The organism is Xanthobacter autotrophicus, assembly GCF_005871085.1.
GTDB classification, from domain to species: Bacteria; Pseudomonadota; Alphaproteobacteria; order Rhizobiales; family Xanthobacteraceae; genus Xanthobacter; species Xanthobacter autotrophicus.
Window position 1 is genome coordinate 205,742 of the sequence record NZ_VAUP01000028.1, and the last position, 21,691, is coordinate 227,432.

General features: G+C 68.0%; 19 protein-coding genes. 6 read left to right on the plus strand and 13 right to left on the minus strand.

The window, feature by feature from the left end:
• Positions 1 to 138: 138 nt before the first annotated feature.
• The 3 genes from FBQ73_RS12830 to FBQ73_RS12840 all read right to left on the minus strand — a co-directional run bounded on the left by FBQ73_RS12830 (position 139) and on the right by FBQ73_RS12840 (position 2,634).
• Positions 139 to 639 carry a GNAT family N-acetyltransferase gene (locus FBQ73_RS12830; protein ID WP_138399884.1) on the minus strand — a complete coding sequence of 167 codons (501 nt, stop codon included), beginning with the start codon at positions 637 to 639 and terminating at the stop codon, positions 139 to 141.
• A 492-nt stretch (positions 640 to 1,131) separates the two neighbouring features.
• Positions 1,132 to 2,331, minus strand: coding sequence for an FAD-dependent monooxygenase (locus tag FBQ73_RS12835; protein WP_138399885.1), 1,200 nt, complete (start codon positions 2,329 to 2,331; stop codon positions 1,132 to 1,134).
• Between the two features lie 45 nt (positions 2,332 to 2,376).
• Complete coding sequence (locus FBQ73_RS12840) at positions 2,377 to 2,634, minus strand: zinc-finger domain-containing protein (protein ID WP_012115208.1); 258 nt, start codon at positions 2,632 to 2,634, stop codon at positions 2,377 to 2,379.
• A gap of 557 nt (positions 2,635 to 3,191) precedes the next feature.
• Here FBQ73_RS12840 and FBQ73_RS12845 point away from each other — a divergent pair.
• The 3 genes from FBQ73_RS12845 (at position 3,192) to FBQ73_RS12855 (ending at position 6,960) form a co-directional block, all read left to right on the plus strand.
• Entirely contained in the window at positions 3,192 to 4,991 is a 1,800-nt protein-coding gene (locus FBQ73_RS12845; RefSeq protein WP_138399886.1) for an ABC transporter ATP-binding protein, read from the plus strand.
• Between the two features lie 152 nt (positions 4,992 to 5,143).
• Complete coding sequence (gene pcaD, locus FBQ73_RS12850; protein ID WP_138399887.1) at positions 5,144 to 5,920, plus strand: 3-oxoadipate enol-lactonase; 777 nt, start codon at positions 5,144 to 5,146, stop codon at positions 5,918 to 5,920.
• 77 nt (positions 5,921 to 5,997) lie between these two features.
• Positions 5,998 to 6,960: a cation diffusion facilitator family transporter gene (locus FBQ73_RS12855; RefSeq protein ID WP_138399888.1), complete on the plus strand. Its 963-nt coding sequence runs from the start codon at positions 5,998 to 6,000 to the stop codon at positions 6,958 to 6,960.
• Positions 6,961 to 6,980: 20 nt separating this feature from the next.
• Here FBQ73_RS12855 and FBQ73_RS12860 read toward each other — a convergent pair whose 3' ends face one another.
• The 6 genes from FBQ73_RS12860 to FBQ73_RS12885 all read right to left on the minus strand — a co-directional run bounded on the left by FBQ73_RS12860 (position 6,981) and on the right by FBQ73_RS12885 (position 14,430).
• Positions 6,981 to 7,211 (minus strand): formate dehydrogenase subunit delta, encoded by a 231-nt coding sequence (locus FBQ73_RS12860; protein WP_138399889.1) that lies wholly within the window; start codon positions 7,209 to 7,211, stop codon positions 6,981 to 6,983.
• Positions 7,201 to 8,079, minus strand: a complete 879-nt coding sequence (gene fdhD, locus FBQ73_RS12865; protein WP_246089688.1) for a formate dehydrogenase accessory sulfurtransferase FdhD — start codon at positions 8,077 to 8,079, stop codon at positions 7,201 to 7,203. The genes FBQ73_RS12860 and fdhD overlap by 11 nt, the downstream gene beginning before the upstream one ends.
• Before the next feature lie 240 nt (positions 8,080 to 8,319).
• Positions 8,320 to 11,160, minus strand: a complete 2,841-nt coding sequence (fdhF, locus tag FBQ73_RS12870; protein ID WP_138399890.1) for a formate dehydrogenase subunit alpha — start codon at positions 11,158 to 11,160, stop codon at positions 8,320 to 8,322.
• Between the two features lie 13 nt (positions 11,161 to 11,173).
• Positions 11,174 to 12,736 (minus strand): formate dehydrogenase beta subunit, encoded by a 1,563-nt coding sequence (locus FBQ73_RS12875; RefSeq protein WP_138399891.1) that lies wholly within the window; start codon positions 12,734 to 12,736, stop codon positions 11,174 to 11,176.
• On the minus strand, positions 12,736 to 13,230 hold the full coding sequence (locus tag FBQ73_RS12880; protein ID WP_138399892.1) for a formate dehydrogenase subunit gamma: 495 nt from the start codon (positions 13,228 to 13,230) through the stop codon (positions 12,736 to 12,738). Before FBQ73_RS12880 ends, FBQ73_RS12875 begins: the two co-directional genes overlap by 1 nt.
• Positions 13,231 to 13,500: 270 nt before the next feature.
• Complete coding sequence (locus FBQ73_RS12885; RefSeq protein WP_138399893.1) at positions 13,501 to 14,430, minus strand: LysR family transcriptional regulator; 930 nt, start codon at positions 14,428 to 14,430, stop codon at positions 13,501 to 13,503.
• A gap of 1,228 nt (positions 14,431 to 15,658) precedes the next feature.
• On the opposite strand from FBQ73_RS12885, the gene FBQ73_RS12890 reads away from it, so the two are divergent.
• Positions 15,659 to 16,237 carry a DUF2865 domain-containing protein gene (locus FBQ73_RS12890; protein ID WP_170218876.1) on the plus strand — a complete coding sequence of 193 codons (579 nt, stop codon included), beginning with the start codon at positions 15,659 to 15,661 and terminating at the stop codon, positions 16,235 to 16,237.
• A 115-nt stretch (positions 16,238 to 16,352) separates the two neighbouring features.
• Here the strand turns inward: FBQ73_RS12890 and FBQ73_RS12895 are convergent, their stop codons facing one another.
• Together FBQ73_RS12895 and FBQ73_RS12900 are read right to left on the minus strand one after the other, a co-directional pair.
• Entirely contained in the window at positions 16,353 to 17,666 is a 1,314-nt protein-coding gene (locus FBQ73_RS12895; protein ID WP_138399895.1) for a coiled-coil domain-containing protein, read from the minus strand.
• A gap of 245 nt (positions 17,667 to 17,911) precedes the next feature.
• A complete protein-coding gene (locus FBQ73_RS12900) occupies positions 17,912 to 18,496 on the minus strand; it encodes a DUF1134 domain-containing protein (RefSeq protein ID WP_138400106.1) in 585 nt (194 codons plus the stop codon).
• A 61-nt stretch (positions 18,497 to 18,557) separates the two neighbouring features.
• On the opposite strand from FBQ73_RS12900, the gene FBQ73_RS22780 reads away from it, so the two are divergent.
• Positions 18,558 to 18,728: a hypothetical protein gene (locus FBQ73_RS22780; protein WP_170218877.1), complete on the plus strand. Its 171-nt coding sequence runs from the start codon at positions 18,558 to 18,560 to the stop codon at positions 18,726 to 18,728.
• Between the two features lie 34 nt (positions 18,729 to 18,762).
• On the opposite strand, the gene cysQ is transcribed toward FBQ73_RS22780, so the two are convergent.
• Positions 18,763 to 19,605: a 3'(2'),5'-bisphosphate nucleotidase CysQ gene (gene cysQ / locus FBQ73_RS12905; RefSeq protein WP_138399896.1), complete on the minus strand. Its 843-nt coding sequence runs from the start codon at positions 19,603 to 19,605 to the stop codon at positions 18,763 to 18,765.
• Between the two features lie 255 nt (positions 19,606 to 19,860).
• Here cysQ and chpT point away from each other — a divergent pair, with 255 nt between their 5' ends.
• Complete coding sequence (chpT, locus tag FBQ73_RS12910) at positions 19,861 to 20,541, plus strand: histidine phosphotransferase ChpT (protein ID WP_138399897.1); 681 nt, start codon at positions 19,861 to 19,863, stop codon at positions 20,539 to 20,541.
• A 126-nt stretch (positions 20,542 to 20,667) separates the two neighbouring features.
• Here the strand turns inward: chpT and ctrA are convergent, their stop codons facing one another.
• Complete coding sequence (ctrA, locus tag FBQ73_RS12915; protein ID WP_012115463.1) at positions 20,668 to 21,369, minus strand: response regulator transcription factor CtrA; 702 nt, start codon at positions 21,367 to 21,369, stop codon at positions 20,668 to 20,670.
• Between the last annotated feature and the right edge of the window lie 322 nt (positions 21,370 to 21,691).

Below are 21,691 nucleotides of genomic sequence, written 5' to 3' on the forward strand. Positions count from 1 at the left end.
GGAAACGGCGGGCTCAGGCCCGCCGTTTTCGTTTCCAGGGATGCGGTGGCAGGTGCCGCAGGCGCGAAGGTCCATGCGTCTTTCAACACGTGGCTCCAGACCACGCCTGTCTGTTGATCTACTTAATTTTAGGCGACTTTAGCTGCGCGCAGTGACCATGCCGGCCACATCCGCAAATGCCCCCTCCGCGAGCTCCGCCACCAGCAGGCGGGCCGGATCAACCGGACCGGGAAGCGTCACCCGGCCGACGGGCACCCGTTTGAAGCCGAAGCGGGCGTAATAGGGCTCGTCCCCCACCAGCACCACCAGGCGATGGCCGCCTTCCTGCGCTGCCTTCAACGCCACCTCCATCAGCCGGGCGCCGATGCCCACCGACTGGAACGGCGGCTCCACCGTGAGCGGGCCGAGCAGCAGCGCCGGCGTTGAGCCGACGCGCACGCGCGTCAGCCGCACCGAGCCCACCAGCATGTTGCCCACCCGCGCGGTGAAGGAGAGGGCGCGCTCGTGGGGCGTCTGCTCGCGGATGCGGAAGGCAGTGCGGGCGAACCGCCCGGGGCCGAAGGTGCGTTCGTGCAGCTTGTCGATGTCGTGGTCGTCGGCCGCCGTCTCGACGGCGATGGACAGGGGAAGCTCGGTCATGGAAGGCTCGTTTCGCGGGCAGGACGAAAGGCCCGCGAGACAGCCGGAAGGATCACCGACCGGGTCGTCAGGCGGGCAGCAAGGCACGGGCGGTCTGGCGCGCCGTGTCCTGTCGTCGTCGCTGAAGGCGGGTGACCATCACGTCCTGCACGAGAACATCTTCCTCAGGAGAGAGGCGGGCCGATACCACGGCGGTGGGGGAAGGTCCAGAGGGTGGGGGGCGGCTGGCACTTCCCCGCCCTTCTCACCATCTCACCCTCGTCGCCCTCCGGCTTGACCGGAGGGCCCATCCCGCCGCTGTATCCCGGCCGCACCATGGGCCGACCGGTCAAGCCGGACGGCGACGGGGTGTGGGGGCCTGAAAGCATTGCCCCCACAAAGCGCTGCCCCCTCCCCAACCCTCCCCCGCAAGCGGGAGAGGGAGCCGGCCGGCGCGGGGGTGGAGAGCAGGGTTCGCTGGCGATTCTTTTCAAACTGAGACACCACGGGCCTTCAGGCGCCGTAGATCCAGCCGTAGCGGTCCAGCAGGGCCGGGCCCTGGCGGCGCAGCACCAGGTCGCGGGCGATCCGAGGCGCGCCGGAGAGGTGGTAGATCATGCCGTTGCGCCGCGCCTCGCCCTGGATGCGGGCGGTGCGGCCGCGCCGCTCGCTTTCATAGGCGCGCAGGGCGGTGGCGGCATCATTCTCGCGGGCCAGCGCGCCGGCAAGGCTCGCCGCATCCTCGATGGCCTGCGCCGCGCCCTGGGCGAGGAAGGGCAGCATGGCATGGGCGGCATCGCCCAGGAGCGTGACGCGGCCGGAACCCCAGCGGGGCAGGGGATCGATGTCGTAGAGCCCCCAGCACAGGAAATGGGAGGCGCTTTCCAAGAGCTTGCGCACCTCGCCGGTCCAGGAGGCGAAGGCGGCGTGGACGGCGGCGCTGTCGCCGGGCGCGCTCCAGCGGGCCACCGGCTCGGTCTGCTTGACGATGGCGACGAGGTTGAGCACCTCGCCGCCCTTCACCGGATAGACCACCAGATGCGCGTCGCGGCCGAGATAGAGCCGCACGTCCGGGGGATGGCGCTCCGGCACCGGCACGGTGGCGCGAAAGGCCAGGCGTCGGGCGAAGACCGGCGGGTCCTTGACGCCGAGATGGGCGCGCACCGCAGAGCGCACGCCATCCGCGCCGACGAGGATGTCGGCGCCATGGGCCAGCAGGGTGTCCCCCTGCTTCACCACCGCGCGCACGCCGCCGAAGGAGGGTTCCACCGCCGTCAGGTCGGAGCCGAGGCTCAGGATGGCGCCTTCCTCCCGGGCGGCATCGGCCAGCAGGTTCTGCAGGTCCGCCCGATGCACCACGAGGAAGGGCGCGCCGTAGCGCGTCGCTGCCGGTCCGTAATGGGCGCGGGTGATGGTGGCGCCGCTGCGCCCGTCGCGCACGTCCAGGGAACGCGGGGCCACCGCCACCTGCTCGAGGCGCTTCAAAAGGCCGAACTCCCGCAGGACGCGGGTGGCGTTGGGGGTGAGCTGGAGGCCGGCGCCGACCTCCTTCAGCTTCTTCGCCTGTTCCACCACCTGCACCGCAAGGCCGGCGCGGGCGAGGGCAATGGCGGTGGCCAGCCCGCCGATCCCCGCGCCCACCACCACGGCGCTGCGCGCCGCGCGGACCGGCTTTGGCCGAAAGGGAATAGGCAAGGCTAGAGGCTCGGCCATGGCGGCATCCGGCTCCGCGCGGGGAGCCGGCGGATCAGCTTTCGGTCAGGCGGCGGTGGCCGCCGGGGTGTCGTGCCACTCGCACTCTTCCGGCTTGGCCGCGCCGGCGGCAAGGGCCGGGTTGTAGCGGTAGAGGGTGGAGCAATAAGGGCAGACCGCCTCGGTATCGCCGCCGAGGTCGATGAAGATGTGCGGGTGGTCGAACGGCGGCTTGGCGCCCACGCACATGAATTCCTTGCTGCCCACCTCGATCAGGGTGACGCCGAGGTCGTTGCAGAAGTGGGGAATGCCGGTGTCCGCCATGGTTCCGCCCGTGTGCGTTCAAAAAAGCGCCGCGACCTTAGCCTTTGATGCGCGCCGGTGAAAGACCCCGTGCCGCGGCAGATCGGCCATGGCTGTGTGTGGGGGAACCGGCGCCGTCTCGACGAACGGTTTGGTCCGGGTTATCGTTGCGGCAGGTAAAGAGGGGAGGGTCGTGTCCATGCAGCATTTCATGTCCGACGCGCCATCCCACGCAAGGCTTGCCCACGCAAGGCTTGCCCACGGCAGGCTTCCGCGCGCCCCGTTTGCCAGTTCCCCGTTTGCCCGCGTTCCGTCGGGAGCCGTTATCGGCGCGGGGCTTGCGCGCGGCGTTTTCCGGCGCACCCACCACACCGACGTCATTCCCAGGCGTCCACGCCGCTAGCTCGGTCCTCCTTCCAGCGCGCGTGGTCCGCCCCGCGCCGGCCTCCCGGCCGGCGGGGACAGTGACGCCCGCCCTTCCTCCGCTTCACCCGACGCGGCGCGCCTTGCGCCGCCTCTCCTTGTCCGAACCAGGGACCGGCCCTTTGCGCATGACCTTGCGCGGCCGGGAACGTGTCATGTCGCTCTTTCAGACCCACAAGCGCGGGGTGCCCTTCCGCGCCGTCTTCGCCTTCCTCCTCGGCCATTGGCGGCGCCGGAAGGGAGTGATCGCCGCCACCGCCGCCGCCGTGCTCATCGCGACGCTCGCGGAAGTGTTCGTGCCGCTGTTCGCCGGCCGGCTGATCGGCGCGCTCGCGGGCGCGGACCGGGAGGCGGCGTGGCAGGCGGCGAGCGCGGCCTTCCTCGCCATCGTGGCGCTCGGCGCGGTGATGGTCACCGCCCGGCATTTCACCTACGTCATCATCGTCAAACTCACCCTGCGCATGATGTCGGACCTGGCGGCGGACGCCTTCGCCCGGGTCCAGCGCTTCTCGGCGGACTGGCATGCGAGCACGTTCGCCGGCTCCACCGTGCGCAAGATCTCGCGCGGCATGTGGTCCCTCGATGTGCTGCACGACACGTTGCTGGTGGCGCTGTTCCCGTCCGTGGTGGCGCTGGCCGGCTCGGCGATCCTGCTCGGCCTGCACTGGCCGGTGATGGGCCTCGTGGTGGCGGTGGGCGCGGTGGCCTTTGTGACGCTGACGCTGGTGCTGTCGCTGAACGTCGTGGCGCCCGCCGCCCGCCTCTCCAACGCGTGGGATACCCGCGTCGGCGGCGTGCTGGCCGATGCCGTGGGCTGCAACGCGGTGGTGAAGGGCTTCGGCGCCGAAGAGCGGGAGGAGGCGCGGCTTGCCCGCGTGCTCGCCAAGTGGAACGGGCGCACCCGTCGCACCTGGATGGCGGGCACCTGGGCCGGAACGGCGCAACTGATGGCGCTGGTGGCGCTCCAGGCCGCCATCATCGGCACGGCGCTGATGCTGTGGCGGCAGGGGGCGGCGAGCGCGGGCGACATCGCCTATGTGCTCACCACCTACCTTGTCGTGCACTCTTACCTGCGCGACATCGGCATGCATGTGCACAATCTCCAGCGCTCCCTCAACGAGCTGGAGGAACTGGTGGAGATCCACCAGCAGCCGGTGGCCATCGCCGATGCCAAGGGGGCCGTGCCCATCAACGTGGAGGACGGGCGCATCGCCTTCGAGCACGTCACCTTCCACTATCGCGGCCATGACACGCCGCTGTTCGAGGACCTGAACGTCACCATCGATGGCGGCGAGCGGGTGGGCCTCGTGGGCCATTCCGGCTCCGGCAAGACCACGTTCGTGAAGCTGATCCAGCGCATGCACGACGTGACCTCGGGCCGGGTGACCGTGGACGGGCAGGATGTGCGCGCGGTGACGCAGGGCTCACTCCGGCGGGCCATCGCGGTAGTGCAGCAGGAGCCGGTCCTGTTCCACCGCTCGCTGATGGAGAACATCGCCTATGGCCGTCCCGACGCCTCCTTCGCGGAGATCCGGCGAGCGGCGGAGCTGGCCAATGCCTCGGGCTTCATCGAGCGCATGCCGCGTGGCTACGGCACGCTGGTGGGCGAGCGGGGGGTGAAGCTCTCCGGAGGCGAGCGCCAGCGCATAGCCATCGCCCGCGCCTTCCTCGCGGATGCGCGCATCCTGATCCTGGACGAGGCCACCTCCAGCCTCGATTCGGAATCGGAAGCCGCGATCCAGGAGGCCATGGAGCGGCTGATGGTGGGGCGCACGACGCTGGTCATCGCCCACCGGCTGTCCACGGTGCGCTCCCTTGATCGCCTGCTGGTGTTCGACCGGGGGCGGATCGTGGAGGAGGGCGACCACGATGCCCTCGTGCAGCGCGAGGGCGGCCTCTATCGCCGCCTGTTCGAGCGGCAGGCCATGGAGCTGGCACGCGGTCTGGCGGCGTGACGACCGGGTGAGCGACAGAAGAGGCAACAGGGGGCGGCGCGAGGGTGCCGCCCCTTTTGTTTCGGACGCTGATTCCAACCGTCCCGCCCCTTGCGCCAGCCCGCGAAGGCGTTACACCTTCTCTGGCATAATGAATCCAGAAGAGGTGCGCGGTGCCGCTCATCGATCTGTCCGGGGAGCGTTTCCAGGTGGAGGTTTCGGGGCCGGAGGGGGCGCCGCCCCTTGTCCTGTCCCATTCCCTGGGCTGCACGCTGGGTATGTGGGACGAGGTGACACCGCTGTTCGCCCGCACCCGCCGGGTCATCCGCTACGACGCCCGTGGCCATGGGGCGAGCGTGGCGCCAGATCAGGTTTATGCCATGGGCGACCTCGGCCGCGACGTGCTGGCCATCCTCGACCGGCTGGGCCTTGCGCAGGCTGATTTCTGCGGCCTGTCGCTGGGCGGCATGGTGGGCCAGTGGCTGGCTCTGAACGCGCCCCAGCGCCTGACGCGGCTGGTGCTGTCCAATACCACCGCCCATGCCGGCCCGCCCCGCTTCTGGGACCAGCGCATCAAAGCGGTGCGTCGCGACGGCGTGGAACCCATCGCGGATTCCGTCATCGACAGCTGGTTCACCCCGGATTTCCGCGCAAAGGCGCCGGCGCGGGTGGCCGCCGTCCGGGCCATGGTGACGGGCACCAGCCCCGCCGGCTACATGGGCACCAGCGCCGCCATGCGCGACATGGATTTCCGCCACGAGCTGAAGGCCGTGCGCGTGGAAACGCTGGTGATCGTCTCGGATGGCGACCGCTCCACGCCGCCGGCCTGGGGCGAGGCCATCGCCGCCGCCATTCCCGGCGCCAGGCTGGCGCGGCTGCCGGGCGGCCACCTCTCCGCCATCGAGCAGCCCGAGGCGTTCGTGCGCACGGTGGACGGCTTCCTGGGCTGACATCCGGCCGACATCTCAGCCGGTGACATTCGCGCGCGGGCGTGGAACATGCGCGGCGGATGGACCGGGAGGACAGGATGGCGACGCCGGAGACCGGGGAGCATCACGACCACGATCATGCCGACCACGATCATGGCGCGCATGGTCATTCAGGCCACAGCCATGCCGTTCCCGATTCCCTGCGTGCCTTCGCCATCGGCGCCGGGCTGAATTTTGGCTTCGTCATCGTCGAGGTGATCTTCGGCCTCTATGCCGGCTCCCTCGCGCTGCTGGCCGATGCCGGGCACAATCTGTCCGACGTGCTCGGCCTGGTGCTGGCCTGGGGCGCGGCGTGGCTGTCGCGGCGGGCGCCGACGCGGCTGCGCACCTATGGCTACGGCCGCTCGTCCATCCTCGCCGCTCTGGCCAATGCCATGATCCTGCTGCTGGGCACCGGCGGCATCATCCTGGAGGCCATCTCGCGCCTGTCCCAGCCCGAGCCGGTGCAGACCGGGATCGTGATGGTGGTGGCCCTGGTGGGCGTCGCGGTGAACATGGGCACGGCGCTGATGTTCATGGCCGGCCGCAAGGGCGATCTCAACGTGCGCGGCGCCTTCATCCACATGGTGGCGGATGGCGCCATCTCGCTGGGGGTGGTGGCCGCGGCCGGGGTGATCGCGCTCTCGGGCTGGCTGTGGCTCGACCCGGTGGTGTCGCTGGTGATCGCGGTGGCCATCATCGCCGGCACCTGGGGCCTGCTGCGCGACAGCGTCAACCTCGCCATGGACATGGTGCCCACCGGCGTCGATCCCGAGCAGGTGGAAGCGTTCCTTGCCGCCCGTCCCGGGGTGAGTGAGGTGCACGACCTGCACATCTGGGGGCTTTCCACCACCTCGGTTGCCCTCTCCGCTCATCTGGTCCGGCCGGGCGCTGCGCTCGACGATGATTTCCTGAGCGAGACCTGCGCCGGACTGAAGGCGCGCTTCGGCATCGCCCATCCGGTGCTGCAGGTGGAGGAGGGGCGCATGGCCTGCGCCCTGGCCCCTCGGGACGTGGTTTAGAGACCGTCCTGAAGCAAGGCTCAGGCGGCCTTGGCCGCCTGAAGGCCTTCCAGCGCCTCCTTGGCGATGGGCGAGAGACCCTCGCCGCCATGGGCGATGTGCTCGGCGATCTTGGAGCGCATGCGCGGGTCCCAGAACTTCTGGATGTGGATGCGCGTGGCCTCCACGGCCTCCGCGTGCTTCTGCGCCGAGAAGGCGGTGGCGATCTGGTTCGCCATGTAGACGAGCTTTTCAGCAGTGCTATGCGACATGGTTCTGCCGTTCCGGTGAGGGGAGGGCGATGCGCCCGGGATGGGTGAAGACCTCGAAGCCGTCCTGCCGCACGATGGCACACAGGGTGATGCCCGCCGCCTCCGCCGTGCGGATGGCGAGCGAGGTGGGCGCCGAGACGGCGGCGATGACGCCAACGCCCAGCACGGCCGCCTTCTGCACCATCTCGATGGAGACGCGGCTGGTCAGCAGCAGAAGGCCGCGCGCGGTGTCGAAGCCGGCTTCCGCCGCCTTGCCCACCAGCTTGTCGAGGGCATTGTGCCGGCCCACATCCTCGGCGAGAGCGAGGATGCCGCGATCGGGCTCGAAATAGGCAGCCGCGTGCACGGCGCGGGTTTCATGGTTGAGGCTCTGGAGCGGGCCGAGGGTGGCCATGGCGTCGAGCAGCGTCGCCGGGGAGAAGGGGGTGTCCGCCTTAACCAGCGCTGCCGGCTTCACCGCCTCGGCAAGGCTTTCCACCCCGCACAGGCCGCAGCCGGTGGGCCCGGCCAGCGCCCGGCGCCGGGCGGAGAGATGCTTCATCTTCTCCTCGGCGATCCACATGCGGGCCTCGATGCCTTCGTCCACCACGATCACCTCGCGGGAGAGGATCTCGGCGGCGGACGCGACGATGCCCTCGGTGAGGGCGAAACCCAAGGCGAAGTCGGCGATGTCCGTGGGGCTCGCCATCATCACCGCATGGGTGGTGCCGTTGAAGGTGAGGGCGACCGGCACTTCCTCTGGCACTGCGCGTTCGCCGGAGGACACCACGCCGTCCCGCACCTGAACGCGCTCCACTCGCCGCGCCGGAGGCGGAGCGGGGAGGGTGCTGTCCTGAGGCAGCGGGCAGGTGGAGGGCGTATCGGTCATGTTAGGATTTCACATGGGAGCCGAGAGCTGGTTCCGGAAGGGGTGCTCTTCCCGATCGGGAAAGGGGCGTCAGCTTCTGCCGTAGTCATGCAGATCCGTTAGCGACACCGCGCGGAAGATGTTCCAGGCCTGACCACATGGCCGGGTCAAACCCGGCCATGACGGTTTGAAGTGCTTGTGCACCTTGCCCCACCCCATCCCTCCCCCGCAAGCGGGAGAGGGGGAGTGTTGGTGCTTGCCTTACTCCGCCGCTTCGGCGGCGATGCGGCGGGAGGTGCGCGAGAGGTTCTCGTAATCCTCCTGCCACTGGGTCGGGCCATTGGAGGGCGAGACCTGCACGGCGGTCACCTTGTATTCCGGGCAGTTGGTGGCCCAGTCGGAATAGTCGGTGGTCACCACGTTGGCCTGCGTCACCGGATGGTGGAAGGTGGTGTAGACCACCCCCGGCGCCACCCGGTCCGAGATCACCGCCTTGAGCGAGGTGGAGCCCGCACGGCTGTCCAGCTTCACGAAATCCCCGTCCCGGATGCCGCGGTTCTCGGCGTCATGGGCGTGGATTTCCAGCACGTCCTCCGGATGCCAGGCCACGTTCGCGGTGCGCCTGGTCTGGGCGCCCACATTGTACTGGCTGAGGATGCGCCCGGTGGTGAGCAGCAGCGGGAAGCGCGGCCCGGTCTTCTCGTCGGTGGGCACGTATTCGGTGAGGACGAACTTGCCCTTGCCGCGCACGAAGCCGCCGATGTGCATGATGGGCGTGCCTTCCGGCGCCTCGTCGTTGCACGGCCACTGCACCGAACCCAGCTCGTCGAGCTTGGCATAGTTCACGCCCGTGAAGGTGGGGGTGAGCGCCGCGATCTCGTCCATGATCTGGGAGGGGTGGGTGTAAGTCATGGGGAAGCCCAGCGCATTGGCGAGGAGCTGGGTGACCTCCCAGTCCGCATAGCCGTTCTTGGGCGCCATCACCTTGCGGATGCGCTGGATGCGGCGCTCGGCATTGGTGAAGGTGCCGTCCTTCTCCAGGAAGGAGCAGCCGGGCAGGAAGATGTGGGCGTAGTTGGCCGTCTCGTTCAGGAACAGGTCCTGCACGATCAGGCATTCGAGGCCCGCAAGGCCGGCCGAGACGTGCTTGGTGTCGGGGTCGGACTGGAGGATGTCCTCGCCCTGCACGTAGAGGCCCTTGAACGTGCCGTCCACCGCCGCGTCGAACATGTTGGGAATGCGCAGACCCGGCTCGTCGTCCAGCGGCACGCCCCACAGCGCCTCGAAGGTCGAGCGGGTGGCGTCGTCGGAGACGTGACGGTAGCCCGGCAGCTCGTGCGGGAACGAGCCCATGTCGCACGAGCCCTGCACGTTGTTCTGTCCGCGCAGCGGGTTCACGCCCACGCCGTTGCGGCCCACGTTGCCGGTAGCCATGGCGAGGTTGGCGATGGCCATCACCGTGGTGGAGCCCTGCGAATGCTCGGTGACGCCGAGGCCGTAATAGATCGACCCGTTGCCGCCGGTGGCATAGAGCCGGGCCGCGCCGCGCACCAGGGCCGGATCAACGCCGGTGTACTTCTCGACTGCTTCCGGCGAGTGGCGCTCGTCGGCGACGAAGGCGGCCCAGTCCTGGAACTCGTCCCAGTCGCAGCGTTCGCGCACGAACTGCTCGTTCACCAGCCCCTCGGTGACGACTACATGGGCCAGCGCCGTCACGATGGCCACGTTGGTGCCGGGCTTGAGCGGCAGGTGGTAGGAGGCCTCGATATGGGGCGAGCGCACGATGTCGGTGCGGCGCGGGTCCACCACGATCAGCTTGGCGCCCTCGCGCAAGCGCTTCTTGAGGCGCGAGCCGAACACCGGGTGGCCGTCGGTGGGATTGGCGCCGATGATCAGGACGACATCCGTCTCCTCGACGCTGTCGAAGTCCTGGGTGCCGGCGGAGGTGCCGTAGGTCTGGGAGAGGCCGTAGCCGGTGGGCGAGTGGCAGACGCGGGCGCAGGTGTCCACGTTGTTGTTGCCGAAGCCGCCACGGATCAGCTTCTGGACGAGGTAGGTCTCTTCGTTGGTGCAGCGCGAGGAGGTGATGCCGCCGACGGCGCGCTTGCCGTACTTCTCCTGGATCCGCTTGAACTCGGAGGCAGCGTAGGCGATGGCCTCCTCATAGGTCACTTCCTTCCACGGCTCGTGGATGGAAGAGCGGATCATGGGCTTGAGGATGCGGTCCTGATGGGCGGCGTAGCCATAGGCGAAGCGGCCCTTGACGCAGGAATGGCCGCGGTTCGCCTTGCCGTCCTTGTAGGGCACCATGCGCACCAACTCGTCGCCGCGCATCTCGGCCTTGAAGGTGCAGCCCACGCCGCAATAGGCGCAGGTGGTCACCACCGAATGCTCGGGGGTGCCGATGTCGTACATGGCCTTCTCGTTCAGCGTCGCCGTGGGGCAGGCCTGCACGCAGGCGCCGCAGGAGACGCATTCCGAGGTGAGGAAGGGCTCGTCCATGCCCGGCGACACCCGCGAGCCGAAGCCGCGGCCGGAGATGGTGAGCGCAAACGTGCCCTGCACTTCCTCGCAGGCGCGAACGCAGCGATTGCAGACGATGCACTTCGACTGCTCGTAGGTGAAGTACGGGTTGGATTCGTCCTTGCCGAGCTTGGTGTGGTTCTCGCCCTCATAGCCGTAGCGCACGTCGCGCAGGCCCACCACGCCGGCCATGTCCTGCAATTCGCAGTCGCCGTTGGCGGAGCAGGTGAGGCAGTCCAGCGGGTGGTCGGAGATGTAGAGCTCCATCACCCCCTTGCGGATCTGCTTCAGCCGCTCGGTCTGGGTCTTCACCACGATGCCTTCAGCCACCGGCGTGGTGCACGAGGCTGGAGTGCCGTTGCGGCCTTCGATCTCGATGAGGCAGAGCCGGCACGAACCGAAGCTCTCAAGCATGTCGGTGGCGCAGAGCTTGGGGATCTGGTTTCCCAGTTCCATGGCGGCGCGCATGATGGAGGTGCCCTCTGGCACCGTGACGCTCATGCCGTCGATGGTGAGGGAAACAAGCTTCTCGGACTTGGAAGCCGGCGTGCCGTAGTCGATTTCGTGAACGAGGGACATGGTGTTCCTCCAATTATTCTGCGGCGGCCGGCAGCTTCGGCGCGACGCCGAAGTCTTCCGGGAAATGATTGAGCGCGCTCAGCACCGGGTAGGGCGTGAAGCCACCCAGCGCGCACAGGGAACCAAGCTTCATGGTGTGGCAAAGGTCCGTGAGCAGGGCGAGATTCTGCTCGCGCTTCTCGCCGGCGATCACCTTGTCGATGGTCTCGACGCCCCGTGTGGAGCCGATGCGGCAGGGCGTGCACTTGCCGCAGCTTTCGTGGGCGCAGAATTCCATGGCGAACTTCGCCATGTCGGCGAGGTCCGCCGTGTCGTCGAACACCACCAGGCCGCCGTGGCCGATGAGCGCGTCCTTGGCGGTGAAGGCCTCGTAGTCGAACGGGGTGTCGAACTGGTGGGTGGGCAGATAGGCGCCCAGCGGACCGCCGGCCTGCACCGCCTTGACCGGACGGCCGGACGCCGTGCCGCCGCCGATGTCATAGACCAGCTCGCCCAGCGGAATGCCGAAGGCGGTCTCGAACAGGCCGCCGAACTTGATGTTGCCGGCGATCTGGATGGGCATGGTGCCGCGCGAGCGGCCCATGCCGAAGTCGCGGTAATACTTGCCACCCTTGTCCAGGATCCCCGGCACGGTGGCGAGCGACACCAGATTGTTGATGACGGTGGGCTTCTGGAACAGGCCCTTGTGGGCCGGCAGCGGCGGCTTGGCACGCACCAGGCCGCGCTTGCCCTCCAGGCTTTCCAGCAGCGCGGTTTCCTCGCCGCACACATAGGCGCCGGCGCCCATGCGCATTTCCATGTCGAAGGTGAGGCCCGAGCCGAGGATGTTGTCGCCCAGAAGGCCGGCCTCGCGTGCTTTCTCGATGGCCTTTTCCATCACCACGAAGGCGAGCGGATATTCCGAGCGCGAGTAGACGTAGCCCTTGGTAGCCCCCACCGCGAGGCCGGCGATGGTCATGCCCTCGATGAGGCAGAAGGGGTCTGCCTCCATGATCAGGCGGTCGGCGAAAGTGCCGCTGTCGCCCTCGTCCGCATTGCAGACGATGTAGCGCTGGTCGGCCGGGGTGGCGGCGACCGTGCGCCACTTGATGCCGGTGGGAAAACCCGCGCCGCCACGCCCGCGCAGTCCGCTTTCCACGACCTCTTCCACCGTGGCCGCCGGGCCGAGCGTAATGGCCCGCTCCAGGCCGCGATAGCCGCCATGGGCCTTGTAGTCGGTGAGTGAGAGCGGATCGATGATGCCGATGCGGGCGAAGGTGAGCCGCGTCTGCTTCTTCAGGTACGGGATTTCCTCCACCACGCCCACGCACAGGGGGTGGTCGGCGCCGTGGAGGATGCCGGCGTGGAGCAGGTCTTCCACGTCGGAGGGCTTCACCGGGCCGTAGCCGACGCGGCCGCGCTCGGTCTCCACTTCGATAAGGGGTTCCAGCCAGAACAGACCACGCGAGCCGTTGCGGGTGATGTCGGCGGTGATGCCGCGGGCCAGCAGCCCAGCTTCCAGCTTGCGGGCGACGCGGTCGGCGCCGCAGGCCACCGCGGTGGCGTCGTTCGGGACGAAGATGCGGGGGGATTTCATCAGGCGTCTCCGAAGCTCTTGCCGTTGGCGAAGCAGTCGGCGATCTCGTCGATGGCATCGCGGTCGAGGCGGCCGACCAACTGGCCGTCCACCAGAGCGGACGGGGCGCAGGCGCACAGGCCCAGGCAATAGATAGGCTCCAGGGTCACCCGGCCGTCGGGGGAGGTCGAGCCCATGTCCACGCCGAGCTTTTCCTCGGCATACTGGGCGAGCGCCTTGCCGCCCACGGACTGGCAAGCCTCGGCGGCGCACAGCTTCACCACGTGGCGTCCCGGCGCCTCGCGCCGGAAGTCATGATAGAAGGTGAGGACGCCATAGACCTCGGCGCGCGAGAGGTTGAGGCTCTCGGCAATCATGGGCACCGCCGGGTCCGGCACGAAGCCGAACGTCTCCTGCAGGGCGTGCAGGATGGGCATGGTGGCCCCTTCGAGATGTCGGTTCTCCGAGATCACCTGCGCTGCGCGCTCGGTGCTCCAATCCTCATAGACCGCCATGGACGTCTCGCTTTCCCAAAAGCCGTGAGGGCGCATTGCCGCCGCTTCGTCTTGCTTATGGGAAAGTGTGTCACAGCCGGCCCTCTTATCAAGCCAGCTGTGGGATGTTGCGATAGAACATCTCTATGAAAGTCGGAGGTAAGATGTGGCGCTTCGTCTAAATGAAACGGTCCGCGGTGCGTCAATCGCGTCTGTCTGGGATGGTTCTTGGTATATTGATCGTGTTTTTCTATGCATGGGGCCGCGCCGTCGCGGTCGGCCCCGTTGGTTTTATTGCATTGCAGCAATGGCCGGATCGGCGATGCCACTCTGCTCCAGCTTGGGCGCGATGCGCCGCGCTTCCGCCACCAGGGCGGCGGTGATGGGCGTGGTCGGCTCGCGGTGGGGCACCACCAGGCCGATGGAGTGGGAGATGTCCGGCTCCACGATGGGAATGGACCGCACCACCGAGGTGAGCCCCAGCGAATCCGCCAGCATGGCCGGCATCACGCTCGCCCACAGGCCGGTGCGCACGTGGGTGAACAGCACGATCATGGAATTGGATTCGAGCGTCGGCTTGTGGCTGGCGCCGGCGGCGGCCAGGAGATTGTCCACAATGCGCCGGTTCTGCATGTCGGGGGTGAGCAGGGCGAGCTGAAGCTCGGCCACCTCCGCCCAGGTCACGGCATCGCGCTCCCCATAACGGGATTGGGGCGAGGTGACGAGCCGGTAGCGCTCGCGATAGAGCGGCACGGTGTTCACCCGGCCCAGCGGCTCGTTGTCCAGATAGGTGAGGCCGGCGTCGATCTCCAGGTTTTCGAGATGGTTCAAAATCTCGATGGAGGTGCGGGAAATCACCGTGAAGCGCACGTCCGGGTGTCGGGCGCGGAACGGGGTGGTCAGCGCCGCCACCATGGGCAAAGCGGTGGGGATGGCGGCGATGCGCAGCGGGCCGGCAAGGCCGCGCTTGAGCGCATCGATGTCCTGCCGCATGGCCCGCGAATCGGCCACGATCCGTCGCGCCCATTCCAGCGTCCGCTCGCCCTCAGGTGTGAAGCCCATGAAGCGCGAGCCGCGCTGCACCAGCAGCACGCCCAGCGTTTCCTCCAGTTGCTTGATTCCGGCGGAAAGGGTGGGCTGTGTCACCCCGCAGGCTTCGGCGGCGCGGCCGAAGTGGCGTTCCCGGGCAAGAGCGATCAGATATTCGAGTTTGTCGATCATGGGGCCATATCAGGGGGATGGGCGCCGCCGCGCAAGGCGGCTGTGTTGCCGCAGTGCCGCAGCGCAGCGCCGGCTCTCAGTGCGCCCTGAGCGACGCGCGGCGGTTCTTGCGTTTCGGGCCGACAGCGGTAGACGGGCACAGACGGTGCCGATGGCATTTTCGACCGGGCTGTCTGAGGCGCGTCCTGTTGGGACGCGGCGGTCGCACGGCGGGAGCCACGTGGTATTTCCAGTTACGCCATATCCATCGGGGCCGGGGTGCCGGCATGAGGGGTGATCCATGAAGAGCATGCTGATTGCGCTGTCCCTGGGCGCCGGTGCCGTCCTTCTCGCAGCAGGCGGCGCTCACGCGACGTCCCTTCTGAATCCTGGACCGGCGCTCGCCGCCCAGCCGCCCGAAGCGGCGCCCCAGCAGGTGCGCTGGGTGTGTACCTATGGTCGGTGCGTGTGGCGGCCCCGGTCAAACGTGCGCGTGCCGGTCTATGCCCAAAGCTGGGGTCCGCCGCCGCGCCCGAACTGCTTCTGGACTCGCCGAATCGGCCCTCAGGGCCAGTCACACTGGCAGCAGGTGTGTCGGTAGCTCTCAGATGGTATCAGAGTGCAGATTTTCTGCATTGCAACCATACTCGCGAGAACGTGAACTGTGACACTGGAGCCACAGGCAAGCTTTTAACGTTATCTTAAAGATCGGCAACGGCGCGGCGGACCGAAGGCCGAGGATCTGGGGAAGAAGGGGAGTCCTGCCATGCCTGGCTTGGCTCATGGTTCAGTTCTGATTTCTCTCGTGGCTATGCTGTTCGCCGCAGTTTTGCTGGCGACACCGACGCTGGCGTTCCTGACTCATCCGCAGGAGCATCCCACAGTGGTGCCGCGACCGTTGCATACGGTTTCCGCGTTCGCCTGACACCTTGCCTGCATATGATCCATTTTTCCGGACCCGTGACCGCGCCCGCTTCACGGACGCGGGATCGGTATGGTTTGGCCGGATCTTGGAGCTGACGATGTCCGTGTTGAGCGGGGCAGCGGACGTGGGAGGCTGATCTTGGGACGACATGGGAATGGCGCGGCCCTAATGGGGCGTCGGGCGGTAGGGTGTGCCCTTCTCCTCGCATCAGCTCTGCTTCTGGCCGTGACCTCGGGCGGTGAGGCGCGCGCGCAATCCCGGGGTGGACTTTTTCCGTTCGCGCCGCAGGGGGCTCCCCGGGCGTCTCCTGGAAACTTCTTCTCGTTGCTGTTCGGCGGCCTGCGCCCCCATGTGCACGAAACGCCGGAACGGCCGCGTATCGTCATAACGCCGCGTGTGCGCGGCTCGGGGTCCTCCGGTGCAAGCTGGGGGGCGGGCGTGGCCTATTGCGTGCGCACTTGTGACGGCCGTTACTTCCCGCTCCAGGGCAAGGCGGGGGAGGAGGGTGGCGCGCTCGCCCAGTGCAACGCCTTCTGCCCGGCGGCGACGATGGCCATCTATACTTCGTCCGACAGCACCAAGGGTATCGACGCGGCCGTTTCCCGTGCCGGGAAGGCCTATTCGGAACTGCCCAACGCCTTCGTCTATCGCCAGCGCCTGGTGGAGGGCTGCACCTGCACGGAGGGAAGCCGCATTGGCGGTCTGAACCGGATCGACGTGATGAACGACCCGACGCTCCGGCGCGGCGACGTGGTGATGACCGAGGAAGGCAGCCGGGTCTTCACTGGCGGCCGCAAGGGGCCGCCCTATCGTGAGGCCGATTTCGTCGAGCCTGCGCGCTTCCCCGATCTGTCCCGCGACATGCGGGCGCGCCTGTCCGAGCTGGAGATGGCGTCGCGATAGAGCGCCATGCGCCGGCTTCGCAGCCATGCTCCGCCTTTGCGGCGAGGTGGACTCTCACGCGGGCCGCTCTTCCGAGGCTGGCCGTCTTCAACCTTGGTTGGAACAGTGCGGGCGGTCAGCCGGCGACGGCGCGGCCTCGCTTCGAGGCGCTGCGCTTGGCCGCCGCGACTTCGGTGGCGGAAGTGTCGGGCGCCAACTCGGCGTCGTGCGAGGCGTCGTCGTCCGGGAGCGTTTCCTGATCCAGCAGGGTGCGGATTCGCGCGGCCAGTTCCCCCGTCGCGTCTTCGGCCACCAGCTTGCGCACTGACGAGCCGGACCCTTCCAGCTTGGCAGTCAGGGCCGCGAGCTTGGCCGCCACCTCCGTGACGCCATCGCGCAGGGCATTGAGCCCCTCGGGCGAGAGCGTCGGCGCGGCTTCGACTTCCGTTTGGATGCCGGCATCGCGGGATGTGCGCTGGATCGCCTCTTCCATCAGCGCATGGTCGGCCTTGAGCATGTGCAACGTGTCGGCGAGGCGGCGGTTTTCCACCTCGGCGGCGACAAATTCGCTGGCGCGGCGCTGCTCGAAGGCGTGGACGACGGCGCGGTTGGCGTCGAGGTCGCGCTCGGCGATGGCGAGCAGCCCAGCCAGCCGGTCGCGCTCCGCCTCCAGCGTGGCGACGGCCTCGCGCCGGGCGTCGCTTTCTGTAGCCTTGAGGGCGAGTGCCGCCTGGACCTCCGCCAGGTCGGTGGAGAGGCTGGTCGCGGCTTCCGCCGCCACAGACTTGGCCCCGATGGCGGCCGTGCGTTCGGCTTCCAGCGCCACGGCGGTCTCTTCCAGCCGGCGCGTGGTGTCGGCGAGGCGGCTGCGCAGGTCGGTCGTCTCCTGCTCCAGCACGGTGATGCGCTCGCGCTCAGTCACCAGCGTGGCCTCGCGGGTCGCCAGGGTCGCGGCCAGGGCCTGCGCGTCGCTCTCAAGGGTCCGGTGGGTCGCCTCCAGGGCCGCGAGCGCCGAGGTCCGCGCGGCAAGCTCCTCCTCCAGCCGGGCGACCGTCGCGGTGCGGTCGGCCAGCTGGTCCTGGATCTCGCCCAGCAGCACGTCGCGTTCGGCGCCGGTGGCCGTGGCGAGATGGTACTGGGCTTGAAGCGCCTTCAGCTCGGTCTCAAGCGCGAAAGTACGCTGGCGCTGGGTCTCGAGGGTGGCGGCATGCGCGGTGATGGTTTCGCGCATGGCATCGGTCTGGAGTTCCAGCCGGCGTTGGTTGAGGGCGAAGAAGGCGCGCTGCTGGTCCTTGTCGGCCTGCACCTCGAAGATCGAGATGGGCACGGCGGCTTCCACTCGCTTGGTGGTGAGCCGGACCGCCCGGTGCCAGACCGCCGGCAGCACGAGCAGAGCTATGAGCGTCGCAATCAGCACGCCCAAGGTGAAATACATGATCTGCTCGATCACGCGCGCACTCGCCCTTCCCCTGGAGCCGGCCCGGCGAACCCGTTTCGCTGTCGCGAGTGGGAGGGGCCGTCACACGCCTCGTCTGCCGTTCCGTCGGGCGGGCGGTAGTGGAATGCGTCCACAGCGCGCCGTCCTGGAACCTGTGTTCATTCATGCCACGACGCGCCGCAGCGTGCCAGCGGCGACGCACCCCTTTCATTCCGGAACGTCGACGGCGTGCGCTCGCCGCTCCGAACCGGAAGCCCTCAGAAGGGGTTCCAGGTGGGGTTGGGGGTGAACTTCAGGTAGCCGAGGTTGGCGCCGAGGCGCACGCCCACGCCTGAGCGGATCGGAACCACCACGATGCCGTCGGCCCCCAGTGCGGTCATGCCGAAGCCCGCCACCACATAGGCCGAGCCGGAGATGCCCCCGAAGCGGCGGAAGATGTCGTCCACGCTCCGCAGGTTATAGACAAGCACCATGGTGCGGGCGCCGTCGCCGCCGAAGTCCCAGCCCACCGAGGGACCCTGCCAGTAGACCTTCAGATCACCGGCATTGCGGGTATAGAGCACGCCCTCGCCATAGCGCAGGCCGCCGACGAAGGCGCCGGAGCCTTCCTGGCCGAGGATGTAGCCGTTGGGCTGGCCCCACTGACCCACCGCCTTCTCGATGCTGAGCGCCAGCCCGCGCGAGACGCTGCCGAAGAAGGAGTGGCCCTTGCTGACCAGTTCGTTGGTGGAATAGGTCTGCGGCGTCGGCCCCTGGCCCTGGGCGCTCGCGGGCACCGCGGCTCCGAGCGCGGCGAGGGCGACCACGAGGCCGCCGAGATGGCGCGTGACCTGACGCCCCATCTGGCGCCGCAGCGTCTGCGGCAGGGCGCGGGCGGTCGTGAGGAAGCTCGAAGAGAAGCGCATGGGGGATCTCGCAGTGGGCTTCGATGATGGGGGCCGCTTCAACTGGGGCAACGTCAACCGGCTCGGTGTCACCTTGAGTGTCTATGGCGACCGCCCGAATCGCTCAAATTATGGCGAGGAGTATGACGCGGGAACGTCGGTCGCGCGTCGACAGTCGGGCGTTACCTGAAAATCACCATGCGGGATCCGGAATTATCGGTGGGTTAATCCGCCGATCCCGTGTCTTGCGGTCCGCCGGCGCCCCAGGCGACGAAGCCGTTGACCGTGTAGCCGATCTCGGAGTGACCATAGGTCAGGGGGCGACCGTCCGGCCGGGTGACGCTGCCGCCCGCCGCTGTGACGAGGGCGTGTCCGGCCGCGCTGTCCCATTCCATCACCGGCCCGAGGCGGGGATAGAAATCCGCCTTGCCCTCGGCAATGAGGCCGAACTTCAGAGCCGATCCCGCCGGAATGCGCTCGGCCACCTGGTGGCGGGCGATGAGGGCGTCGGTGGCGGGATCACCGTGGGAGCGGCTTTCGGCGACCACGAGGGGGCCGTCCGGCACTTTCCGGCAGGCGATGGGGGTCCAGTCCTGCGCGTTGACGCGGTCGCCAGGTGCGCGGATGGCCCGGAACGCAGAGCCCGGCCGCCCGGCGAACAGCAAGGCGCGGGCCGGCGCATAGACCACGCCGAGCACCGGGGCGCCGTCCTCCACCACCGCGATATTCACGGTGTACTCGCCATTGCCGGAGATGAACTCGCGGGTGCCGTCGAGGGGATCGACCAGCACGAAGCGGTTGCCGCAGATGACCTCGGCGCCGGCCGCTGTGGCCTCCTCCGCCACCACCGGCACGCCGGGCATGAGGCGGGTAAGGGCAGCGAAGATGATGGCTTCAGCCGCGTGATCCGCCTCCGTGACCGGGCTCCGGTCGGATTTCTGCCGATGGGTGATGCCTTCGGCCTCGATGCGGCGGATGACGACACCGGCCGCCAGCGCCACCTCCGCAAGGCACGCCAGCATGGCGGCATCAGTGGGGGCGGGCGCGCGGGGCACGGGCAAGATCATGGCGGGGGGCTTTTTCGAGATTCGAGGACGCAGTCTCTAGCCCTGCGCGCTGTCCGTGTCGATGAAAGGCTTGAATCATTGTTGGTGCGGTGCGGCAAGCTGGCGGCAAGCTGGCGGCAGGTCGGCGGGCAGGTCGGCGGCGCTTGTGGCGCCGTGTGCCGGCGGTGTAACTGGACCGACTTTGATCCAGACGGATTCGGGCGCGGTCCGGCGGAGCCGCATTGAGCCGCCCGCCGTCGCCGTCCGGGAGACGCCATGTCCACCGAAAAGCCCGCAACCGAAAAGCCCGCCGCCCCCGCCGTGACGCTGGCCGTTTCCGCGCTCGATCTCGGGGCGCTGTTGTGCTCGCGGGTGTGCCACGACGTGATCAGCCCGGTGGGCGCCATCGTCAACGGCCTCGAGGTGCTGGAGGATGAGGATGCCGCGGACATGCGCGATGTCGCCCTCGACCTCATTGCCAAGAGCGCGCGGCAGGCGTCCGCCCGGCTCCAGTTCACCCGCCTTGCCTTCGGAGCGGCCGGTTCCGCCGGGGCGCGGCTTGATCTCGGCGACGCGGAGCAGGTGGTGCGTCCCGTGATCGAGGACGGCCGCACCCGGGTGGAATGGTCCCTGCCGCGGGAGCTGCTGCCCAAGAATCGCGTCAAGCTGTTGCTCAATCTGGTGCTGCTGGCCGGTACCACCATTCCGCGCGGCGGCGTCATCCGCATCTCGGCGGCGGGGGAGGGCGATGCCACCGGCTTCGTGCTGGCCTCCACCGGCGAGAAGGCGCGTATTCCGGAGGGGCTCCAGGCTCTGGTGGACGGCACCGCCCCCGAGGGCGGGCTCGATGCCCATTCGGTGCAGCCCTTTTATGCCGGCATGCTGGCCCGCGATTGCGCCATCGCCATCCGCTTCGTCCAGGAGGGCGACACGGTGACCATCTCCACGCCCGGCTGACCGGGGCGCTGTGGACGTCAGGCCTTGTTCTGCGAGGCGGGAGGTTTTTTCCCGCTCGCGGCACGGGCCCACAAAAGAAAAAGCCCCGCGATGCGGGGCTTCTTTATTGGCGGCGAGGAAAAGGGGTCAGACCGCGATACGCTCGGCGCCCAGCATGGGCTCGCGCAGCACATAGCCGCGGCCCCACACGGTCTCGATGTAGTTCTTGCCGGCGGACGCGTTGGCGAGCTTCTTGCGCAGCTTGCAGATGAACACGTCGATGATCTTGAGTTCCGGCTCGTCCATGCCGCCGTAGAGATGGTTGAGGAACATCTCCTTGGTGAGGGTCGTGCCCTTGCGGAGCGACAGCAGCTCCAGCATCTGGTATTCCTTGCCGGTGAGGTGGACCCGGTTGTTCTCCACCTCGACGGTCTTGGTATCGAGGTTCACCACCAGGTCGCCGGTCTGGATCACCGACTGGGCGTGGCCCTTGGAGCGGCGCACGATGGCGTGGATGCGCGCCACCATCTCGTCCTTGTGGAAGGGCTTGGTGAGGTAGTCGTCGGCGCCGAAGCCGAAGCCCTTCACCTTGTCTTCCGTATTGGCGAGGCCGGACAGAATGAGAATTGGGGTCTTCACCTTCGCGACGCGCAGGGCGCGCAGGACTTCGAAGCCTGACATGTCGGGCAGGTTCAAGTCGAGAAGGATGATATCGTATTCGTAGACCTTACCGAGATCTACGCCTTCCTCACCGAGGTTGGTCGTATAGACGTTGAAGCTCTCGGTCTTCAGCATCAATTCGATGCCTCGGGCCGTAGCACTGTCGTCCTCGATGAGCAAGACGCGCATGGCTATCCCTTTCCTCGCAACTACCCAGAAGTCAGGGCTGCCGACTTCTGTTGCTCGGCCATCGGGGTGATTCGCGTTACGTGTGTAGAATCGTTAACAGATCTCGATTCTCTTCCACAAGAGTCTGTCGAAAAAACTTTGTGCACGAGAGTCAAGACTGACTCTTCATCAAGCACTTAAGGTCTTTTCCACAAGCCCCCGGTCACGTGCGCGGCCATCCCTTCCGCCCGAGCCTTGGGCGGTGCCCGGGTGACGCACGCAAAGGCGCTTCACCCGAACCGTAGCGTCATCATTAATGAAGGCGGTAAACGATTGGTTGCCG